The organism is Cellulosimicrobium sp. SL-1, from assembly GCF_011033075.1.
GTDB classification, from domain to species: domain Bacteria; phylum Actinomycetota; class Actinomycetes; order Actinomycetales; family Cellulomonadaceae; genus Cellulosimicrobium; species Cellulosimicrobium funkei.
The window spans coordinates 221923-238754 of the sequence record NZ_JAACJC010000008.1 but is presented as its reverse complement, the minus strand read 5'-3'; the positions used below and the strand labels follow the sequence as shown (position 1 = coordinate 238754).

Genomic DNA, 16832 nt, shown 5'->3' with positions numbered 1-16832 from the left:
GCCGGGCACGCGGTCGCCGTCGGTCGATCCTGCCGTCGCTGCCTGGCCCCAGCACGCGGTCGTGGCCCGGGCCGGGCCACGACCGCGTGCTGGGATGGCGGAAGCGCTACGACCGCCAGGTGTCCGACAGCGTCACGGAGCCGTCGGCGCCGACCGTCGCCGTGCGGTTGCCGCCGCTCTCCCAGACGACGTTCCCGCCGCCGTCGCGCTTGACGTACTTGTACTGGAAGGTCGTGCCGGCCGGGAGGTCGACGCGCGCGGTCCACACCGGGTAGGCCGACGACGACAGCGGGACGCCGTTCGCGGGCGCCCAGGATCCGAGCGCCGGGATGCTGCCGACGACGTGGACCGTCTGGCCCCACGTGGTGGTGGCGGCGACGGAGAACGACGCGTCGCCCTGCCCCTCGGCCGGCCCGCCCGGCGACCCGCCGCCGTCGCACGGGTCGCCCGCCGTGACCGTCCCGCCGGAGACGGCGACCGCGGCGCCGGACAGGGAGTAGTCCTTGCCGCCGTTGCTGTCCCAGGCGCCCGAGCCGTTCGTGAAGGCGGCGGTGACGGTCGCGGCCGCGCCCGTCGCCCCGCTGGGCAGGGTGATCTGCCGCGAGACCCAGCCTGTGCAGGCCGCCGTCATCGGGACCCCGGGGACGGCGGTCCAGGCGCCCGTGCCGACCTTGTAGTGGACGTTGTACGCGTTCCAGCCCTTGTCGGTCGCGTAGTAGACGGTCGTCGTGCCGGCCGGGTCGACGGGCCCGGGGCCCCCGGTGCCGCCGTCGCCGCGCGCCCCGACGTGGAGCGCGAGCGCCCCGTACGCGGGCACCGTCGCCGTGAAGGTGCCCGAGCCGGAGACGGAGACGGTCTTCGAGCAGTCCATCGACGCCACGACGTCGCAGTACGTCCCGGCGGGGAGCGAGGTCTGGTAGGTGCGCGTCACGGCGTTCGCGGAGTTGTTGATCGTCACGTAGCCCTTGGCGCCTCGCCCGTAGGCGATGTGGTTGTTCCCGTCGTCCCACCAGCCCGTCACCGGGGTCCCGGCGACCGCGTTGTGGAAGCCGACCATGCCCGCGATCTCGGTCCAGCGCTGCGTGCAGACCCAGGCGCTGTCGGCACAGTTCGCGTCGGGCACGGAGGTGGCCGAGGCGCCGGGCGCACCCGCGTCCTTGTCGCTCCACGTGTAGCCCGAGTAGACGCTCGGTGCGCCGTAGGGCCACGAGAGCATGAACGCGTTGGCGAGCCGGTACTTGGCGCCCCACTTGTAGTTCATCGTCTCGCCGTTGCGCTCGGTGTCGTGGTTGTCGACGAAGACGCCCGCGCGGTCGGAGGGGAGCTTGTTGTCGCCGATGGTGCGCAGGTCCTTGATCTGGGCGTCGAACCGGGACTTCAGCTCGCGCGCGTAGAAGAACTCGTGCGAGTCGCCGGAACCGAGGTACTCCGAGGGCTGGATCGGCTCGCCGCTCGCGCCGATGACCTCGTGCACCCAGAAGACGTTCGGGTTCGTGAGCCGCGCCTTGATCGCCGCGAGGTCAGCGGCCGGGATGTGCTTCGCGGCGTCGATGCGGAAGCCCGAGACGCCGAGCGACAGGAGGTCGTTGAGGTAGCCCGCGATCTTGCCGCGCACGTAGTCGGAGCCCGTCCGCAGGTCCTGGAGCGAGACGAGGCGGCAGTTCTGGACGTTGTACCGGTCGCCGTAGTTGCTGATGTTCGACCGGCAGTCGTTGAAGTCGTTCGGCCCGTACGGGACGCCCGGGAAGCTGTCCACGGAGTAGCTCGTCCCGCCGGTCCCGGTGCCGGACCCGGTGTCGGCGCCCGCCGTGTGGTTGACGACCGCGTCGACGATCACGCCCACGCCTGCCGCCTTGCAGGCGCTCACCATGCGCTGGAACTCGGCGCGGGTGCCGAGCTTCGACTCGAGCTCGTAGCTGACGGGCTGGTAGGAGGTCCACCAGGCCGTGCCCTGGATGTGCTCCTGCGGCGGCGAGACCTGGACGTAGCCGAACCCGGCCGGGCCGATGGTGCTCGTGCACTCGGCGGCTACGGAGTCCCACGTCCACTGGAAGAGGTTGAGGATCACGTCGCCCCGGCCGTTCGGGGAGTCGACGACGGGCGTCGGCACGGGCGGCGCGGCCGCGGCGGGTCCGGCGACCGGGACCGCGGCCAGCGCCGCGGTCAGCGCGAGGGCCGCCGAGGCGCCGGCCGCGAGGACGCGGCGCAGGCGCCCGCGGTGCGGGCTGGCGGGGCGGCCTGCGGGGACGAGGGTGGGCGCCGGGGGTCCGGCGAGGTCGGTGGTGCGCGTCATTGCAGCTCCTTCGAGGATGCGGCCGCCCCTCGCTCGGCGTCGAGCACGGGCGGGCCACGCGGTGATGACGAGCGCCCCGGGGTGGCGGGCGCGACCGGCACCTGCGGCGTTGCAGGATGTTTCCGGATGTTGCTGCAACCTTACAGAGACCGGCGCGGGCTGTCACGACCTGTGTCCACGGGTCGTGCGGACGGGTCGTGCCGGTGCGGCGGCGGCCCGGACGGCATAGCGTCGGAGGACACATCGAGAGGAGACGCCATGGGAACCAAGCGCCGGTGGAAGGACCTGACGAAGGGTCAGCGGATCGCCGTCGGGGTGGTGGGAGCCGCCCAGGTCACGCTCACCGCCGCGGCGTACCGGGACCTCGTGCGTCGGCCGGCCGACCAGGTGAACGGGACCAAGCTCGCGTGGGGCCTCGCGCTCCTCGTCAACTGGGTCGGGCCCATCGCCTACTTCCTCGACGGCCGCAAGAGCTGACCGCGGGAGGGCTCAGCCCTCGACCGTGAGCCCCGCCGTCGGCTCGAGCAGCGTCAGCGCGCGCCGCAGCGCCGTGCTCGACGTGTGCACGGTGTAGGGGAAGTAGACGACCTCGACGCCCACCTCGGCGAAGCGACGCTCCAGCTCCGCGCCCTTCGGGGTGCCGCGCCAGTCGTCGCCCTTGAAGAACACGTCGAACGGGCGCTGGCGCCAGGTCTCGAGCTTGTCGGGCTGGGTCTCGACGAACACCTCGTCGACGAACCGGACGTGGCGGACGATCTCCGCGCGCTCCGTGACGGGGACGACCGGGCGCCGGCCCTTGGCGAGCTCGAGCATGTCGTCGTCCACGACACCCGCGACGAGGTAGTCGCACTCGCTGCGGGCGTGCCGGAGGACGTTGAGGTGCCCGACGTGGAACAGGTCCCACGCACCGGGGGCGTACCCGACCTTCATGCCCGTCCTCCCGTCCTCGGCCGCGCGCCCCGCACGGCGAGGGGGCCGCGTCCAGGCTAGGACCGGGAGGAGACCCGAAACCACGCCCTCCGAGGGTGAAGAGTGCGGCCCACCGGGTGAATTGTGGGCCCCACGAGCGCGTGGGAGCGCACCCGCCCGCCCGCCCGGCAGGGGCCCGATCGCTGCGTGCTACCTTCGGTCGGTCGCCTTTCCGGACGACGTCCCCGCGCACCGGAGGGAGTGCCGACCTCAGTCATGCCGTCCCAGGTCCTCACCGTGTGCACCGGGAACGTCTGCCGCTCCCCCACCGCCGAGAGGCTGCTGAGCATCCGCAGCGACACGAGCGTCACGGTGTCGAGCGCCGGGACGCACGCGCTCGAAGGAGCACCGCTCGACGAGCCGATGGCGCGGCTGCTCACGGCACGCGGCCTGGAGGCGTCGACGCACACCGGGCGGCAGCTCACGGCGGCGATGATCGAGCAGGCGGACCTCGTCCTCACGATGTCCCGGGCCCAGCGGGCCGCCGTCGTCACCCTCGTCCCGCAGGCCGTCCGACGCACCTACACGCTCCTGGAGCTCGCCGCGCTGCTCTCGGCGATCGACCTGCCCGTCGACCCGGACGAGACCGACGCCGACCGGATCGCCCGCCTCCCGGAGATCGCGAGCGCGCAGCGCGTCCGGACGATCACCCCGCGCACACCCCTCGACATCCCGGACCCGCACGGTCGCTCCGAGCGGGCCTACCGGCAGGCGTTCACGACGATCGACACCGCCGTCGCGGCGGTCGCCCGCGTCGTGCACCCGCCCGCCGCCCGGCGCCTCGAGTGGTCCCCCACCCTCACCGAGCGCGGCGCGCGCACGCCGCCGTTCCCCGGCGGCGGGGACGGCACCGACCCTACCGGGCGCGGCGGCAGCAGCTCGCCCCGGCACGGCGGCCGGCGGAGCTGGCGCCTGCGCTGACCGCGCGTCAGCGGGCCGACGACGTCCCCACCGTCGCGGCCGCGCTCACCTCGCCGAGCACCACGGCGTCGATGAGCTGGCGCGCCCACCCGAGGACCTCCGCGCCACGCAGCGGGCGGCCGCCGATGCGCGCCGTCGTCGGGTACGGCACGAGGATCGCCCGGATCGCGGGCTTGAGCAGCGTGCCCGGGTAGAGGCGCTTGAGCCGCAGCTGCGCCGACTCGGGGAGGTCGACCGGCGCGAACCGGATGAACTTGCCCTGCGCGGTGACGTCCGTGAGCCCCGCCCGGCGGGCGTGGTTGCGGAAGTCGGCGACGTCGAACAGCGCGGACGCGACGTCCGGGAGGGCGCCGTAGCGGTCGACGAGCTCGGCCCGCACCTCGGCGAGCTCCGGCGCGTCGGCCGCGGCGGCGATCTTCTTGTACGCCTCGAGCCGCAGACGCTCGGTCGCGATGTAGGACTCCGGCAGGTGCGCGTCGACCGGGAGCTCGATCGAGACCTCCGGCTGCTCCTCGGGCCCGTCGCCCCGGTAGTTGGCGACGGCCTCCCCCACCATGCGCACGTACAGGTCGAACCCGACGCCCGCGATGTGGCCGGACTGCTCCCCGCCGAGCAGGTTGCCCGCGCCGCGGATCTCGAGGTCCTTCATCGCGACCTGCATGCCCGCGCCGAGGTCGGTGTGGGCCGCGATCGTGGCGAGGCGATCGTGCGCGGTCTCGGTGAGGGGTCGCTCGGGCGGGTACAGGAAGTACGCGTACGCGCGCTCGCGCCCGCGGCCCACGCGGCCGCGGAGCTGGTGGAGCTGGGAGAGGCCGAGCATGTCCGCGCGCTCGAGGATGAGCGTGTTCGCGTTGGAGATGTCGAGGCCCGTCTCGATGATCGTCGTGCAGACGAGGACGTCGAGCTCCTTCTCCCAGAACGCCCGGATCACCTGGTCGAGCTGGTGCTCGTTCATCTTGCCGTGCGCGACGCCCACGCGGGCCTCGGGGACGAGCTCGCGCAGCCGCGCCGCGGTGCGCTCGATCGTCTCGACCTTGTTGTGCACGTAGAACACCTGACCCTCGCGCAGGAGCTCGCGGCGCAGCGCCGCGGCGATCTGCTTCTCCTCGTACGCCCCGACGTACGTGAGGACGGGGTGGCGCTCCTCCGGCGGGGTCGCGAGGGTCGACATCTCGCGGATGCCCGTGACGGCCATCTCGAGCGTGCGCGGGATCGGGGTCGCGGACATGGCGAGCACGTCCACGTTGGTCCGCAGCTGCTTGAGCGTCTCCTTGTGCTCGACGCCGAACCGCTGCTCCTCGTCGATGATGACGAGGCCCAGGTCCTTGAACCGCACGCTGCCCGTGATGAGGCGGTGGGTGCCGATGACGACGTCCACCGTCCCCTTGGCCAGCCCGTCCACGACCTCCTCGGACTCCTTGGGGGTCTGGAAGCGCGACAGCGCCTTGACCGTCACGGGGAAGCCCGCGTACCGCTCGGAGAACGTCTCGAGGTGCTGCTGCACGAGCAGCGTCGTGGGCACCAGCACCGCGACCTGCTTGCCGTCCTGGACCGCCTTGAACGCCGCGCGGATCGCGATCTCCGTCTTGCCGTAGCCGACGTCGCCGCACACGAGCCGGTCCATCGGGACCGTCTTCTCCATGTCGGCCTTGACCTCGTCGATCGTCGCGAGCTGGTCGGGCGTCTCGACGTACGCGAACGCGTCCTCCAGCTCGCGCTGCCACGGCGTGTCCGGGCCGAACGCATGGCCCTGCGTCGCCATGCGCGCCGAGTACAGGCGGATGAGCTCGCCCGCGATCTCCTTGACGTGCTTGCGCGCGCGGGACTTCGTCTTGGCCCAGTCAGACCCGCCCATCTTGTTGAGGCTCGGTGCCTCGCCGCCCGTGTACTTCGTGACCTGGTCGAGCTGGTCCATGGGCACGAACAGGCGGTCGCCCGGCTGGCCACGCTTGCTCGACGCGTACTCGATCACGAGGTACTCGCGCGTCGCGGCGTTGCCGCCCGTGCCGAGCGTGCGCTGCACGAGCTCGACGAAGCGGCCCACGCCGTGCTGCTCGTGCACCACGAAGTCGCCCGCCTTGAGCTGGAGCGGGTCGACGACGTTGCGACGCCGGCTGGGCATCTTGCGCATGTCGCGCGTGCTCGTGCCGGCCCGGCCCGTGAGGTCGGCCTCGGAGAAGACGGCGAGCCGCAGCCCCGGCGCGACGAAGCCCTTGCCGACCATCGCCGGCGTGACGAGGACGATGCCGCCCTCGGGCTCGTCGTCGAGCCGCGGCACGAGCCGCGCGGGCGTGTCCGCCGCGCCGAGCTGCTCGACCATGCGCTTGGCCGGCCCGTGGCCCTCCGTCGTGAGCACGAGCCGCCAGCCCGCGTGCTGCAGTCCCCGCACGTCGTCGAGCGCGCGCGCCACGTCGCCGCGGTAGGACTCGACGTCGCGCGCACCGAGCGTGAAGGTCGGCACGCCGTCGGCGCTCTCGCCGACGTGGGCGGCCGTCGTGCCCGAGCCGCCGCCCGCCGCGTCGGCGCTCCCGTCGGCGCCCCCGTCGGCGTCCGGCGGGACGTCGAGGTCGGGGTTGTCGAGCGCGAACGACGACAGCGTCCACCAGCCCAGACCGCGGCGCTGCGCGACCGCGCGCACCTCGGAGAACGTCTCGAACGACGCCGCGGACAGGTCGACCGGCGCCTTGCCCCCCGCCACCGCGCCCGTCCAGGCCGCGGCGAGGAACTCCTCCGTGGTCGCCACCAGGTCGTGCGCGCGACGGCGCACGCGCTCGGCGTCGTCCACGACGAGGAGCGCGTCGTCGGGCACGAGCTCGAGCACCGGGACCATGCGGTCCACGAGCACCGGCGCGAGGGACTCCATGCCCTCCACCGCGACGCCCGCCGCGAGCCGGTCCAGCATCTCCGTCGCGCCCGGCAGGTCCTCCACCAGCGCGGCGGCCCGCGCCCGCACCGAGTCCGTGAGCAGGATCTCGCGGCACGGCGGCGCCCACAGGCCGTGCTCGGCGATCTCCAGGCTGCGCTGGTCGGCGACCGCGAACCAGCGGATCTCCGACACCTCGTCGCCCCAGAACTCCACGCGCAGCGGGTGGTCCTCCGTGGGCGGGAAGATGTCGAGGATGCCGCCGCGGACCGCGAACTCGCCGCGCCGCTCGACCATGTCCACGCGCGTGTACGCCGCCGCGACGAGCCGCTCCGCGACGTCGGTGAGGTCCGCCGTCGTGCCCGCGTGCAGCTCGACCGGCTCGAGGTCCCCCAGCCCGTCCACGACGGGCTGCAGGAGCGCCCGGACCGGCATGACGAGCACCCGGACGGGACCGGACGGGCCGACCTCCGGGTCCGGGTGCGCGAGGCGCCGGAACACCGCGATGCGCTTGGCGACCGTGTCCGCGCGCGGGCTCAGGCGCTCGTGCGGCAGCGTCTCCCAGCTCGGCAGCACCGCGACGACGTCGCCCAGCTCGTCCGGCAGGTAGGCGCGCACGCTCGCGGCCAGCTCGTCCGCGTCGCGCCCCGTCGCGGTCACCACCACGAGCGGGCGCGAGCCCGCGGCCCACGCCGGGCCGCCCCGACCGCCCGACGCCGGGGCGTCGCCGTCCGGCACCGGCCCCGTCGCGCGCGCCCCCGCCATCGCCGCGAGGAGCGGCGGGCGGACGCCGGCCGGGCCGACGACGTCGGCCTCGCCGCGGGCGCGCACGTGCTCGACCGCGGCCGTCGCGGCCTGGTCGGCGAGCAGCGCGGGCAGGATGCCGGTGAGGTTCATGGGGGTCCTTCGAGGAGAGGGCACGACGACGGTCCCGACCGGGGCGGGCGATCGGGTCCGGCGTCCACACTACGCGCGTGGACCCACATCGTTCCGCGCGCGGGCGTGCGTCAGGCCCCCGCCACCGGGGCCTCCTCCGAGCTGCCCGCCGCCGCGGCCCGCCGCCGGGCGCGCAGGTCCCGGGCGACCCAGATCGAGTTCGGCACCACCTGGAAGACGAGGATCGCGACCGCCGACCCGACGACCGGCCCGGCCGCGCCCAGCGGCTCGATGAGCACCCACGAGAGCGCCACGTTGCTCACGGTCATGAGCAGGACAGGGACGACCTGGAACCGCAGGCCGCGCTCGTCGGTCATGTACATGCCCGGCGGGTAGTTGAGCGCCTGGACCGCGACGAGCGCGCAGTAGCCGAGGACGAGCGCGAGCGGCACGGTGATCTTGCCGTCGGCGACCACGTCCTGGAGGAACGGCAGGCACAGCGCGAGCACCGTGGACAGCAGCACGCCCCCGGCGAGGAACGCGAGCGAGATCCGGAACGGGCTCATCACCTCGTCGCGCGCCCGCGCCTGCGCGAAGTAGGGCCACATGCTGACCCCCGCCGCGATGATCGCCTGCATGACGAGCCCGAAGAGCTGGGTCGCGAACGTGTACTGCGCGAGCGCCTGCGTCGTCGACAGGTGGGACAGGAGCAGCCGGTCGCTCTGCATCGCGACCGGCATCGCGACGGACTGCACGAGCATCGGCACCGCGACCGCTGCCACCGGCACCCCGGGCACGGCCCGGCGCCGCGGGACGTCGCGGAACGCCCGGCCGACCTGGGGCGCGAGCAGGCGCGCCGCGACGCTCACCGTGATCGCCGACGCGAGCCCGGCCGCGACGTAGGAGACGAGCGCGACGTAGTTGCCGCCCTGCCCCTTGCCGACGAGGACGAGCACGACGACGCCGACGAAGAAGAGCGGCGACACGATGCCCTGGAGGAACGTCTGGAGCACGTTCTGCTTGAGCCCGATGAGGACCCGGATGCCGATCCCCAGCGGGAGCGACAGCCCGAACACCACGAGGCACAGCGTCGCGACGACGTCCCCGCCCGCGACGAGGCCGTCGCCCAGCAGGAGGGGCCACCACCCGAGGAGCTGGATCGCCACGCACACGGCGGCGATGGTCAGGCCCGAGACGGTGAGGACGCGCAGCGCCGTCGTCAGCGTCCGGTGGACCCGCTCCGACTCGCGCGGGGACGACGCCTCCGCGATGGCGTTGATGACGACCGCGCCGATGCCGAGGTCGGCGAACGGCAGGAGGTTGCGCAGCCCGTTGAGCAGCCCGTACTGGGCGTAGGACGCGACGCCGAAGTGCTCGATGATGAGGCGGCTGGTGACGATCCCGAGGAGCCCCGCCAGGCCCATCACGGCGACCTTGGCGCCGGCCGTCCCGGTCACCGAACGCCAGAGGCCCACTCGTCCTCCTCGTGCTCCCGGTGCGTCGCCCGCAGGCCCGAGCGCCGGCCCGCTGCCCGGAATTCACGATCTTAGGACCTTCTCCACGAGATCCGACCGTCGCGGGAGGGTGAATCCCGCCCGACCTGCGGCGACCGTCCGGTGCGCCCGACTACGGTGGACGGCAGGGCCCGTCGCCGACGGTGCCGACCGGCCGCGGAGGGCGAGAGATGACGCTGCGCGAGTACGTGACCGCGGTGCTGCGCCACTGGGTCGTGGTCGCCGTGTGCGCCGTCCTGGGGGCGGTCGCCGGGTTCGGCTACGCGCGCTCGGAACCGAAGGTGTACCAGTCGTCGGCGTCGGTGATGGTCGTCCCCGAGCAGGGCGAGAACGCCGCCGAGCTCGTGCAGGGCTCGAACTACGTGCAGAACCTCGTGGCGTCGTACGCGGTGCTCGCGCAGTCGCCGTACGTGCTGGAGCCCGTGATCGAGGACCTGGGCCTCGACACCACGCCCGCCCGCCTGGCCCGCAGCGTCAGCGTGAACACGCCGCTCAACACGGTGGTCATCGAGATCGCGGTGAGCGACACCTCGCCGGACCGCGCGCGCGAGATCGCCGACGGCATCAGCGACCAGCTCGCGCTGGCCGTCCCCGAGCTGTCGCCGCAGCTCGCCGACAGCTCGTCGGCCGTGCGGATCACGACGATCGCCCCCGCGCGCCAGCCCGTGAACCCCATCGCGCCCAACACGCGCCTGCTCACGATGGTCGGCCTCGCCGCGGGCCTCGCCGTCGGCGTGACGTACGCCGTCCTGCGCGAGCTGCTCGCGCGCCGCGTCGTCAGCTCGTCGTCGATCCAGTCGATGCTCGGCGTGCCGTTCCTCGGCGAGGTCGTCAAGGTGCCGTCGCGCACGTCGCTGCCCGCCGTCGTCGCCGCCGGGCCGGGCAGCCGCCCGTCCGAGAGCGTGCGCACGCTCGTCGCCAACGTGCGCTTCGCCGACGTCGACCACGGCCGCCGTGTGCTCATGGTCTCCTCCGGCGACGCGGGCGAGGGGAAGAGCTCGATCGCGATCAGCCTCGCGCTCTCGCTCGCCGAGGACGGGAGCAGCGTGCTCCTCGTCGACGCCGACCTGCGCCGGCCCTCGATCGCGCGCGTCACCGGGCTGGAGGGGTCGGTCGGCCTGACGAACCTGCTCGTCGGCGACGTGGCCCAGGAGGACATCGTGCTCCCCTGGACGCGCCCCAACCTCTTCGTGCTGCCGAGCGGCGTCCTGCCCGCGAACCCCGGCGTGCTGCTGTCCTCCGAGCGGCTCGTCGCCGTCATCGGCGACCTGCGGACGCACTACGACTACGTCGTGATCGACACCGCGCCGATCCTCCCGCTGAGCGACCCGCTGTGGCTCTCACGCGCCGTGGACGGCGTGCTCGTCGTCGCGCGGGCCCGCAAGACCCGCATCTCGCGGCTGCGCCAGACGGTCGACAAGTTCGAGCGGGGCGAGGCGGACGTCATCGGCATCGTGCTCAACGACGTCAAGCCGCGCGGGCGCAGCGCCTACTACGTCGACGACCCCCGGGTCGGCATCCCCGGCGCGTTCTCTCGCGAGACCGGATCCGCGGACGTCCGCCCCGTCGCGACGGCCGACGACGCGGCGGCGCCGCGCGCCGTCGAGGACGCGGACCGCCGCACGACGCCGTGACGACCGGATGACGACGCGATGACGGCGCGCGCCGGGGCCGAGCCCGGCACCGGGCCCCGGACGACCGTCCCGGCGCCGCAGCCCCTCCCGGGGGCGTCCGACGTCGCGACGCGGATCGCGGCCGGCGCAGCCGCCCTCGCGTGCGGCGCCTGGGTCCCGACCGTCGCGGGGATCACCCCGGCGATCGTCGTCGGGCTCGTGCTGCTCCCCGTGTGGCTCCCCGTCGTGCGCCGGTCCCGGCCCGGCCGGTGGTTCGTAGGGCTCGGCGTCCTCGCCCTGCTCAGCGGCGTCCTGCTCACCGAGCTCTCCGCCCCGGACCGCGTGCTGTCGTCGCTGGCGCTGCGTGACGGCCTCATCACGCTCTCGGCGCTCGTCCTCGGCGCCGGGGTGCTCCTGTGGTGCCGCGCCGTCCTCGAGACCTCGACCGTCGCCGTCCTCTTCGGGGTCGGCGCGCTCGCCGCGGCCGTGCTCCGGACGGGGGGCGCCGACAACCCCTGGAAGTACACGTTCGGCATGCCCGTGACCGTGCTCGTGCTCGCGCTGTGCCTCAGCACGCGGTCGCGCGGGCTCCAGGTCGTCGCCGCCCTCGCGCTCGCCGGGGTCTCCGCGGTCAACGACTCCCGGTCGGCGGCGACGACGATGCTCATGGTCGCTCTCCTCGTCGCCTGGCAGGCGATGCGCACCGGCCTGCGCGTGCGGTCCGGCGGGGTGCGCGTCGCGACGCAGCTCGGCGTGCTCGCGCTCGTCGTCTTCCTCGGGATGCAGACCCTCGTGCTCGACGGCTACCTCGGCGCGGACGCGCAGCAGCGCACGGAGATGCAGATCCAGACGTCGGGCTCCGTCTTCACGGGCGGGCGGCCCGAGATGGGGGCCGCGACCGCGCTCGTCGCGGCCCGACCCTGGGGGTACGGAGCAGGCGCTGTGCCCAACCTCGAGGACCTGCTCACCGCCAAGACCGGGATGGCGCGGCTCAACTACGACCCGAACAACGGCTACGTGGAGAAGTACCTCTTCGGGTCGGGCTTCGAGGTGCACTCCGTGCTCGGCGACCAGTGGATCCGGTTCGGGCTCGTCGGCATGCTGTTCGCCGTCGCGTGCGTCGTCGTCGTCTGGCGCGGCACGCTGGCCGACCTCGGCCGCAACGCGGCGTCGGCACTCCTGCTCTACCTCGCGCTCTCGTGCGCGTGGGACCTGCTCTTCAGCCCGTTCTACTCGGTGTCCGCCACCGTCCTCATGCTCGGTGTGGCGATCGCGACGCCGTACACGCTGCCCGACCGCGGCAGCGCCACCCCGCTCGGTAGTCCCTGAGCCCCCCGGGAAGCCCCCGGGACGCGCCGGTGCCCCCGGGTCGAGGACCCGGGGGCACCGGCGGACGTGCGGGGGCGGCGGGCCTACGGCTCGCGCACCACCTTGACGTCGTCGAACGACACGCGCGTCGTCGGGTTGGTGGACGCCGAGCTCACCGCCACCTTGATGCTCACCGTGCCGGGCGACTGGAGCGCCGCCGTCGTGTCGGTCGCCTCGAGGTGCCACGCCTGCGCCGGGCCGGCCGCCGTGGGCCACACCTTGGCGGAGAGCGTCGTCGGGGACGTCCCGACCGCCGAGATCGACACCGTGTACCGCGTGCCGGGTGCGTACGTCGCGGGGAGCAGCTGGTTCCCGAGGAGCGTCTCGTCCCGGAGCAGGTACAGCCGCATGAGCCCGTTGGGCTCGAGGCGGACGCGCGCGGAGTACGTGCTCGTCCCGACCTGCCGGCCGACGAGCGTGACCGACGTCGTCCCGCCCACCGACGCGACGTCCGACCAGAACGTCGTCTCGGTGCGGGCCCGCGACTCCGAGACCCCCGCCAGGCGCGCCTCGCGCGTCCAGGAGGGCGACATCGTCAGCGTGCCGGCCGAGTCCGCGACCGAGAAGGCCGCGGCCCCGCCGAGCGCGGACCACGCCGCGCCCGACGTCGTCGTGCCCCAGCCGGAGGTCACCGCACGGTCGAACGTGTCGCGCACGACGACGTTCTCCGCCGGCGCGGTCGCCACGACGTCGTGCGACACGGAGGACGTGCCCCCGCGGTCGTCCGTCACCGTGAGCGTCACCGCGTACGTCCCGGCCTGCGCGTAGGTGTGCGAGGCCGTGGCGCCCTCCGCGGTCGCGCCGTCCCCGAAGCTCCACGCGTACGACGCGATCGTGCCGTCCGGGTCGCTCGACGACGAGCCGTCCACCGCGACGGTGAGGTCCGTCGCGGACGCCGTGAACGCCGCCTGCGGCTTCACGTTCGGCGCGAGCACCTGCACCGACGTCGTCGCCGTGGCCGTCGCCCCGCGGTCGTCGGTCACGTCGAGCGTGATCGTGTACGTCCCCGGCGCGTCGTAGGTGTGGGTCGCCGTCGCCCCGGTGCCGGTCGCGCCGTCACCGAAGTCCCACGCGTACCCGGTCAGGGTGCCGTCCGGGTCGCTCGAGCCCGAGCCGTCGACCGACACCGTGAGCCCGTCGGCCTGCGCCGTCACGACCGCCTGCGGCGGGACGTTCGGCGTGGTGCCGGAGCCCAGCTGGAAGTGCTGCTTCACCTGGGCCGGCGTGAGCGCGACCGGGTAGACGGCCGCCTCGTCGAGGTAGCCCTTCCAGTAGGTGTCGCCCTCCCAGCCGTTGTCGCCGCCGAGCCGCCAGTAGCCGGTGTTGTTCTCGGGCACGGCCTTGTCGTTCGACCCGACGAGCTCGCCGTCGAGGTAGAGCCGCATGCCCGCGCTCGACTGCGTCGCCACGACGTGGTGCCAGGCGTTGTCCCGGTACGACCCCGTGGTGCTGAGCACCTGCTGCGCGCCGTCGTACGTGCCGAACTTCACCTTGCCGTCGGCCGACATGTAGACGTGGCGGTCGTAGTTGGAGCTGGTGCCCGTGCGGCTGCTGCCGAACCCGATGAGCTTGCCACCGGTCGTGGTGTCGGTCTTGAACCACGTCTCGACCGAGTAGACGGTCGGGTTGGCGTAGCTGCGCTGGCTCGCGACGAGCCCGCCGTTCCAGGTGCCGAAGACGTTCTTCGTCGGCTGGAAGCGCACCGCCGTGTCCGTGACGCCCGTGAGCGCGCCGGTCTGCGACTTCGTCACGGGCCCGGAGTACGAGCCGTCGGACGCGTCGGGCCCGGAGTCCTTCGCGACCGAGCCCGAGGACTCCCCGAGCCGCCAGTACAGCGTCGGCTCGAGCGAGTAGACCGCCTGGCCGTACGCGTCCTGCGGCGCGGTGGCTCCGGCCGCGGGACGGCCGCTCGCCGTCCAGTGGTCGGAGACCTCGCCACGGGTGAGCGCACGGTCGTACACGGCGACGTCGGAGATGGTGCCGTTGAAGAAGTTCGAGCTCCCGCTGCTCGGCCAGCCTGACTGGCTGTCACCACCGACGCGCCAGTAGCCCGAGTAGGACTGGGCCGACGTCGTGTCGCTGCGCTGGCCCGCCTTGATGCCGTCGACCCAGAAGGTCATGCCGGAGCCGTCGAGCGTGCCCACCACGTGGTGCCACGCGCCGTCGTTGTACGAGCCGGCCGTCGTGATCTCGCGGACGGTCCCCGGGTAGACACCGAACGTGAGGCGTCCGGAGTTGTTCATGTAGATGTGCCGGTCGTAGCTCGACGACGTGCCGGTCTTGGAGCTGCCGAAGCCGACGATCTTGCCGCCCGACGTCGAGGTCGTGCGGAACCAGGCCTCGACGGAGAACCGCTGCGGTCCGGTGGTCGCGGTCGGGGTGCTCCCGGAGACGCCGTTGGCGCCCGAGAATCGCGTCGCCTTCGCGGTCGGCGGCACGTCCTTGCCGTCGACGCCCCGCGTCGTGCCGTTCGTGAGCGCGAGGTCGGACAGCGACGCCCAGTCGGTCGCGCTGCTCCCGCTCGCCTCGCCCATCGGCCAGTAGCTCACCGGCGAGTCGCCGAGCACCGAGTCGTTGTAGGCCGTGCTCGACCCCTGCGCCGCGATCGTGACCGGCGTCCAGTTGGAGACCGTGGAGTTGCCGTCGCCGTCGATCACCTTGACGCGGTACTCGACCGTGCTGCCCGGCGCGAGGCCGGAGTCGGTGTAGCCCATGGTCGGGCGCACCCAGTACGTGGACGACGCCTTCTGCGTGGAGATCGGGGCGGTCGTGCCGCGGCGGTACAGCTCGTAGGTCAGCTCGGCGTTGTCCTGGTCGATGTTCGCCGGCCAGGAGATACGGGCGCTCCCGCTGACGAGGGACCGCGTCGAGATGGTGTACTGCCCGCCCTGGATCGTCGGGCCGATCTTCGTCGGGGCGACGTCGCGCCGCGCGAACCGGACCAGGCCCTGCTGCCGGGCCCCGGCGACGCGCGTGAACTCGCCGCCGTACACGACGTACTTGTCGTTGGCCGTGATGTCCCAGCCCGCCTGCGAGATCCCGGACGCGCTGCCTGTGCTCCACGTCGGGTACCAGTGCAGCAGCTTGCCCGCCGTCTGGCCCGTGAAGCTGCGGTAGCCCCAGACGTCCGGCGTGATCTTGCGGTCCGACGGCTCCTTGGCGAAGGCCAGCGAGTGGTTCACCGTCCAAGGGTCCGTCTGCGGGAACTCGCCGATGTTGCCGCAGTAGTGCGCGTGCGTCGCGACGTAGACGGAGTCGCCCGCCGGGTACACCGAGTACGTGTCGCCGTGGCAGTCCTCCATCCAGACGAGCGACCCGTCGGACCAGCTCGCGCGGAACGAGCCCTCGAAGTCGTCGTCCGTCTTGCTGCCGCCGTAGTCGTAGCCCGACCCGTAGACGCTGTCGCCGTCGGACGCGAGCGAGTAGATCGCGGCGTTGTCGCCGCCGTTGCGGATCACGGAGTTGACGGCCCACGGGAGCACGGCCCCCGTCGTCGCGTCGAGCGCCGCCATGCCACGGCCGGGGTTCGTCGACCCGTTGGTGCTCGTGAAGGAGCCCGCGACGACCACCTTGGCGCCGTCGGGCGAGATCTCGATCGCGCGGCCGCCGTACCCGCCGGCGAGCTCCGGCGCGAAGCCGAGCAGGGCGCCCGTGGACGCGTCCAGCGCGGCGATGCGGGCGCGCGCGGTGTTGTTGACGTTGGAGAACTCCCCGGTGATGTAGACCGTGGAGTTCGTCGCCTTGATGTCGTAGACCGTGGAGTTCGTGCCCGGGCTCCAGCTCGAGACGAGCGCGCCGGTCGCGGTGTCGAACGCCGCGAGGCGGTAGCGCGCCTGACCGGCGATCTCGGTGAACGTGCCGGCGACGTAGAGGCGCTTGCCGTCCGGCGACGACGAGATCGCGAGGACGCGGCCGTTCGTGCCCGGGTTCCAGGACGCGTCGAGCACGCCGGTCTCGACGTCGTACCGCAGGATGTTCGCGCGCGGGGTCTCGCCCGTCCCGGCCGCCGCACCTGCGGGGCGTGCCGAGGTGAACTGGCCGCCGGCGTACGCCCGCCCGCCGACGATGGTCTGCGCCCAGACGATCCCGTCGATCTGGGTCGTGGGCAGGGGGTCGGCCGTGACCGGGACGGTCGCGTCGGCCGGGGTGGCGGCAGCGGCCGCCGGCGCGTCGGGCGCGACGGCGGCGGGCGCCGCGCTCTCGACCGCGCCGGCCGCCGGCGCGACGAGGGCCGTCGCGACGAGGGCGGCGACGGTCAGCCCGGCGACCCGGCCGACGACGCGTCGCCGTCCCGGCGGCGCGCCACGAAGAGAGCCCTGGACGACCGTCCGACTCGCATCATTGTTTTTCATGGGTCACTCTCTTCGTCGCGGACCCGCGGAAATGCCGGTCCATCAGCCGGACGTTGTGACTGT

At 73.3% G+C, this 16832-nt stretch carries 9 protein-coding genes; 4 read left to right on the top strand and 5 right to left on the bottom strand.

Features of this window, described 5'->3' with window-relative positions:
- Window positions 1-106: 106 nt before the first annotated feature.
- The gene (locus GWJ10_RS14260; RefSeq protein ID WP_163188170.1) at window positions 107-2293 is read right to left on the bottom strand and encodes a carbohydrate-binding module family 20 domain-containing protein; all 2187 of its coding nucleotides are present in this window, start codon (window positions 2291-2293) and stop codon (window positions 107-109) included.
- A gap of 258 nt (window positions 2294-2551) precedes the next feature.
- Here GWJ10_RS14260 and GWJ10_RS14255 point away from each other — a divergent pair, with 258 nt between their 5' ends.
- Window positions 2552-2770, top strand: coding sequence for a PLD nuclease N-terminal domain-containing protein (locus GWJ10_RS14255; protein ID WP_061268680.1), 219 nt, complete (start codon window positions 2552-2554; stop codon window positions 2768-2770).
- Window positions 2771-2782: 12 nt separating this feature from the next.
- On the opposite strand, the gene GWJ10_RS14250 is transcribed toward GWJ10_RS14255, so the two are convergent.
- The gene (locus GWJ10_RS14250; protein WP_021483197.1) at window positions 2783-3223 is read right to left on the bottom strand and encodes an adenylyltransferase/cytidyltransferase family protein; all 441 of its coding nucleotides are present in this window, start codon (window positions 3221-3223) and stop codon (window positions 2783-2785) included.
- A 255-nt stretch (window positions 3224-3478) separates the two neighbouring features.
- Here GWJ10_RS14250 and GWJ10_RS14245 point away from each other — a divergent pair, with 255 nt between their 5' ends.
- Complete coding sequence (locus GWJ10_RS14245; RefSeq protein ID WP_061268681.1) at window positions 3479-4183, top strand: low molecular weight phosphatase family protein; 705 nt, start codon at window positions 3479-3481, stop codon at window positions 4181-4183.
- Window positions 4184-4190: 7 nt separating this feature from the next.
- Here the strand turns inward: GWJ10_RS14245 and mfd are convergent, their stop codons facing one another.
- Window positions 4191-7943, bottom strand: coding sequence for a transcription-repair coupling factor (mfd, locus tag GWJ10_RS14240; RefSeq protein ID WP_163188168.1), 3753 nt, complete (start codon window positions 7941-7943; stop codon window positions 4191-4193).
- Between the two features lie 110 nt (window positions 7944-8053).
- Window positions 8054-9397, bottom strand: a complete 1344-nt coding sequence (locus GWJ10_RS14235) for an oligosaccharide flippase family protein (RefSeq protein ID WP_241005821.1) — start codon at window positions 9395-9397, stop codon at window positions 8054-8056.
- 209 nt (window positions 9398-9606) lie between these two features.
- Here GWJ10_RS14235 and GWJ10_RS14230 point away from each other — a divergent pair, with 209 nt between their 5' ends.
- Window positions 9607-11070, top strand: a complete 1464-nt coding sequence (locus GWJ10_RS14230) for a polysaccharide biosynthesis tyrosine autokinase (RefSeq protein WP_061268684.1) — start codon at window positions 9607-9609, stop codon at window positions 11068-11070.
- 18 nt (window positions 11071-11088) lie between these two features.
- Window positions 11089-12378: a hypothetical protein gene (locus tag GWJ10_RS14225; protein WP_163188166.1), complete on the top strand. Its 1290-nt coding sequence runs from the start codon at window positions 11089-11091 to the stop codon at window positions 12376-12378.
- 83 nt (window positions 12379-12461) lie between these two features.
- Here the strand turns inward: GWJ10_RS14225 and GWJ10_RS14220 are convergent, their stop codons facing one another.
- On the bottom strand, window positions 12462-16769 hold the full coding sequence (locus tag GWJ10_RS14220) for a LamG-like jellyroll fold domain-containing protein (RefSeq protein ID WP_163188164.1): 4308 nt from the start codon (window positions 16767-16769) through the stop codon (window positions 12462-12464).
- Between the last annotated feature and the right edge of the window lie 63 nt (window positions 16770-16832).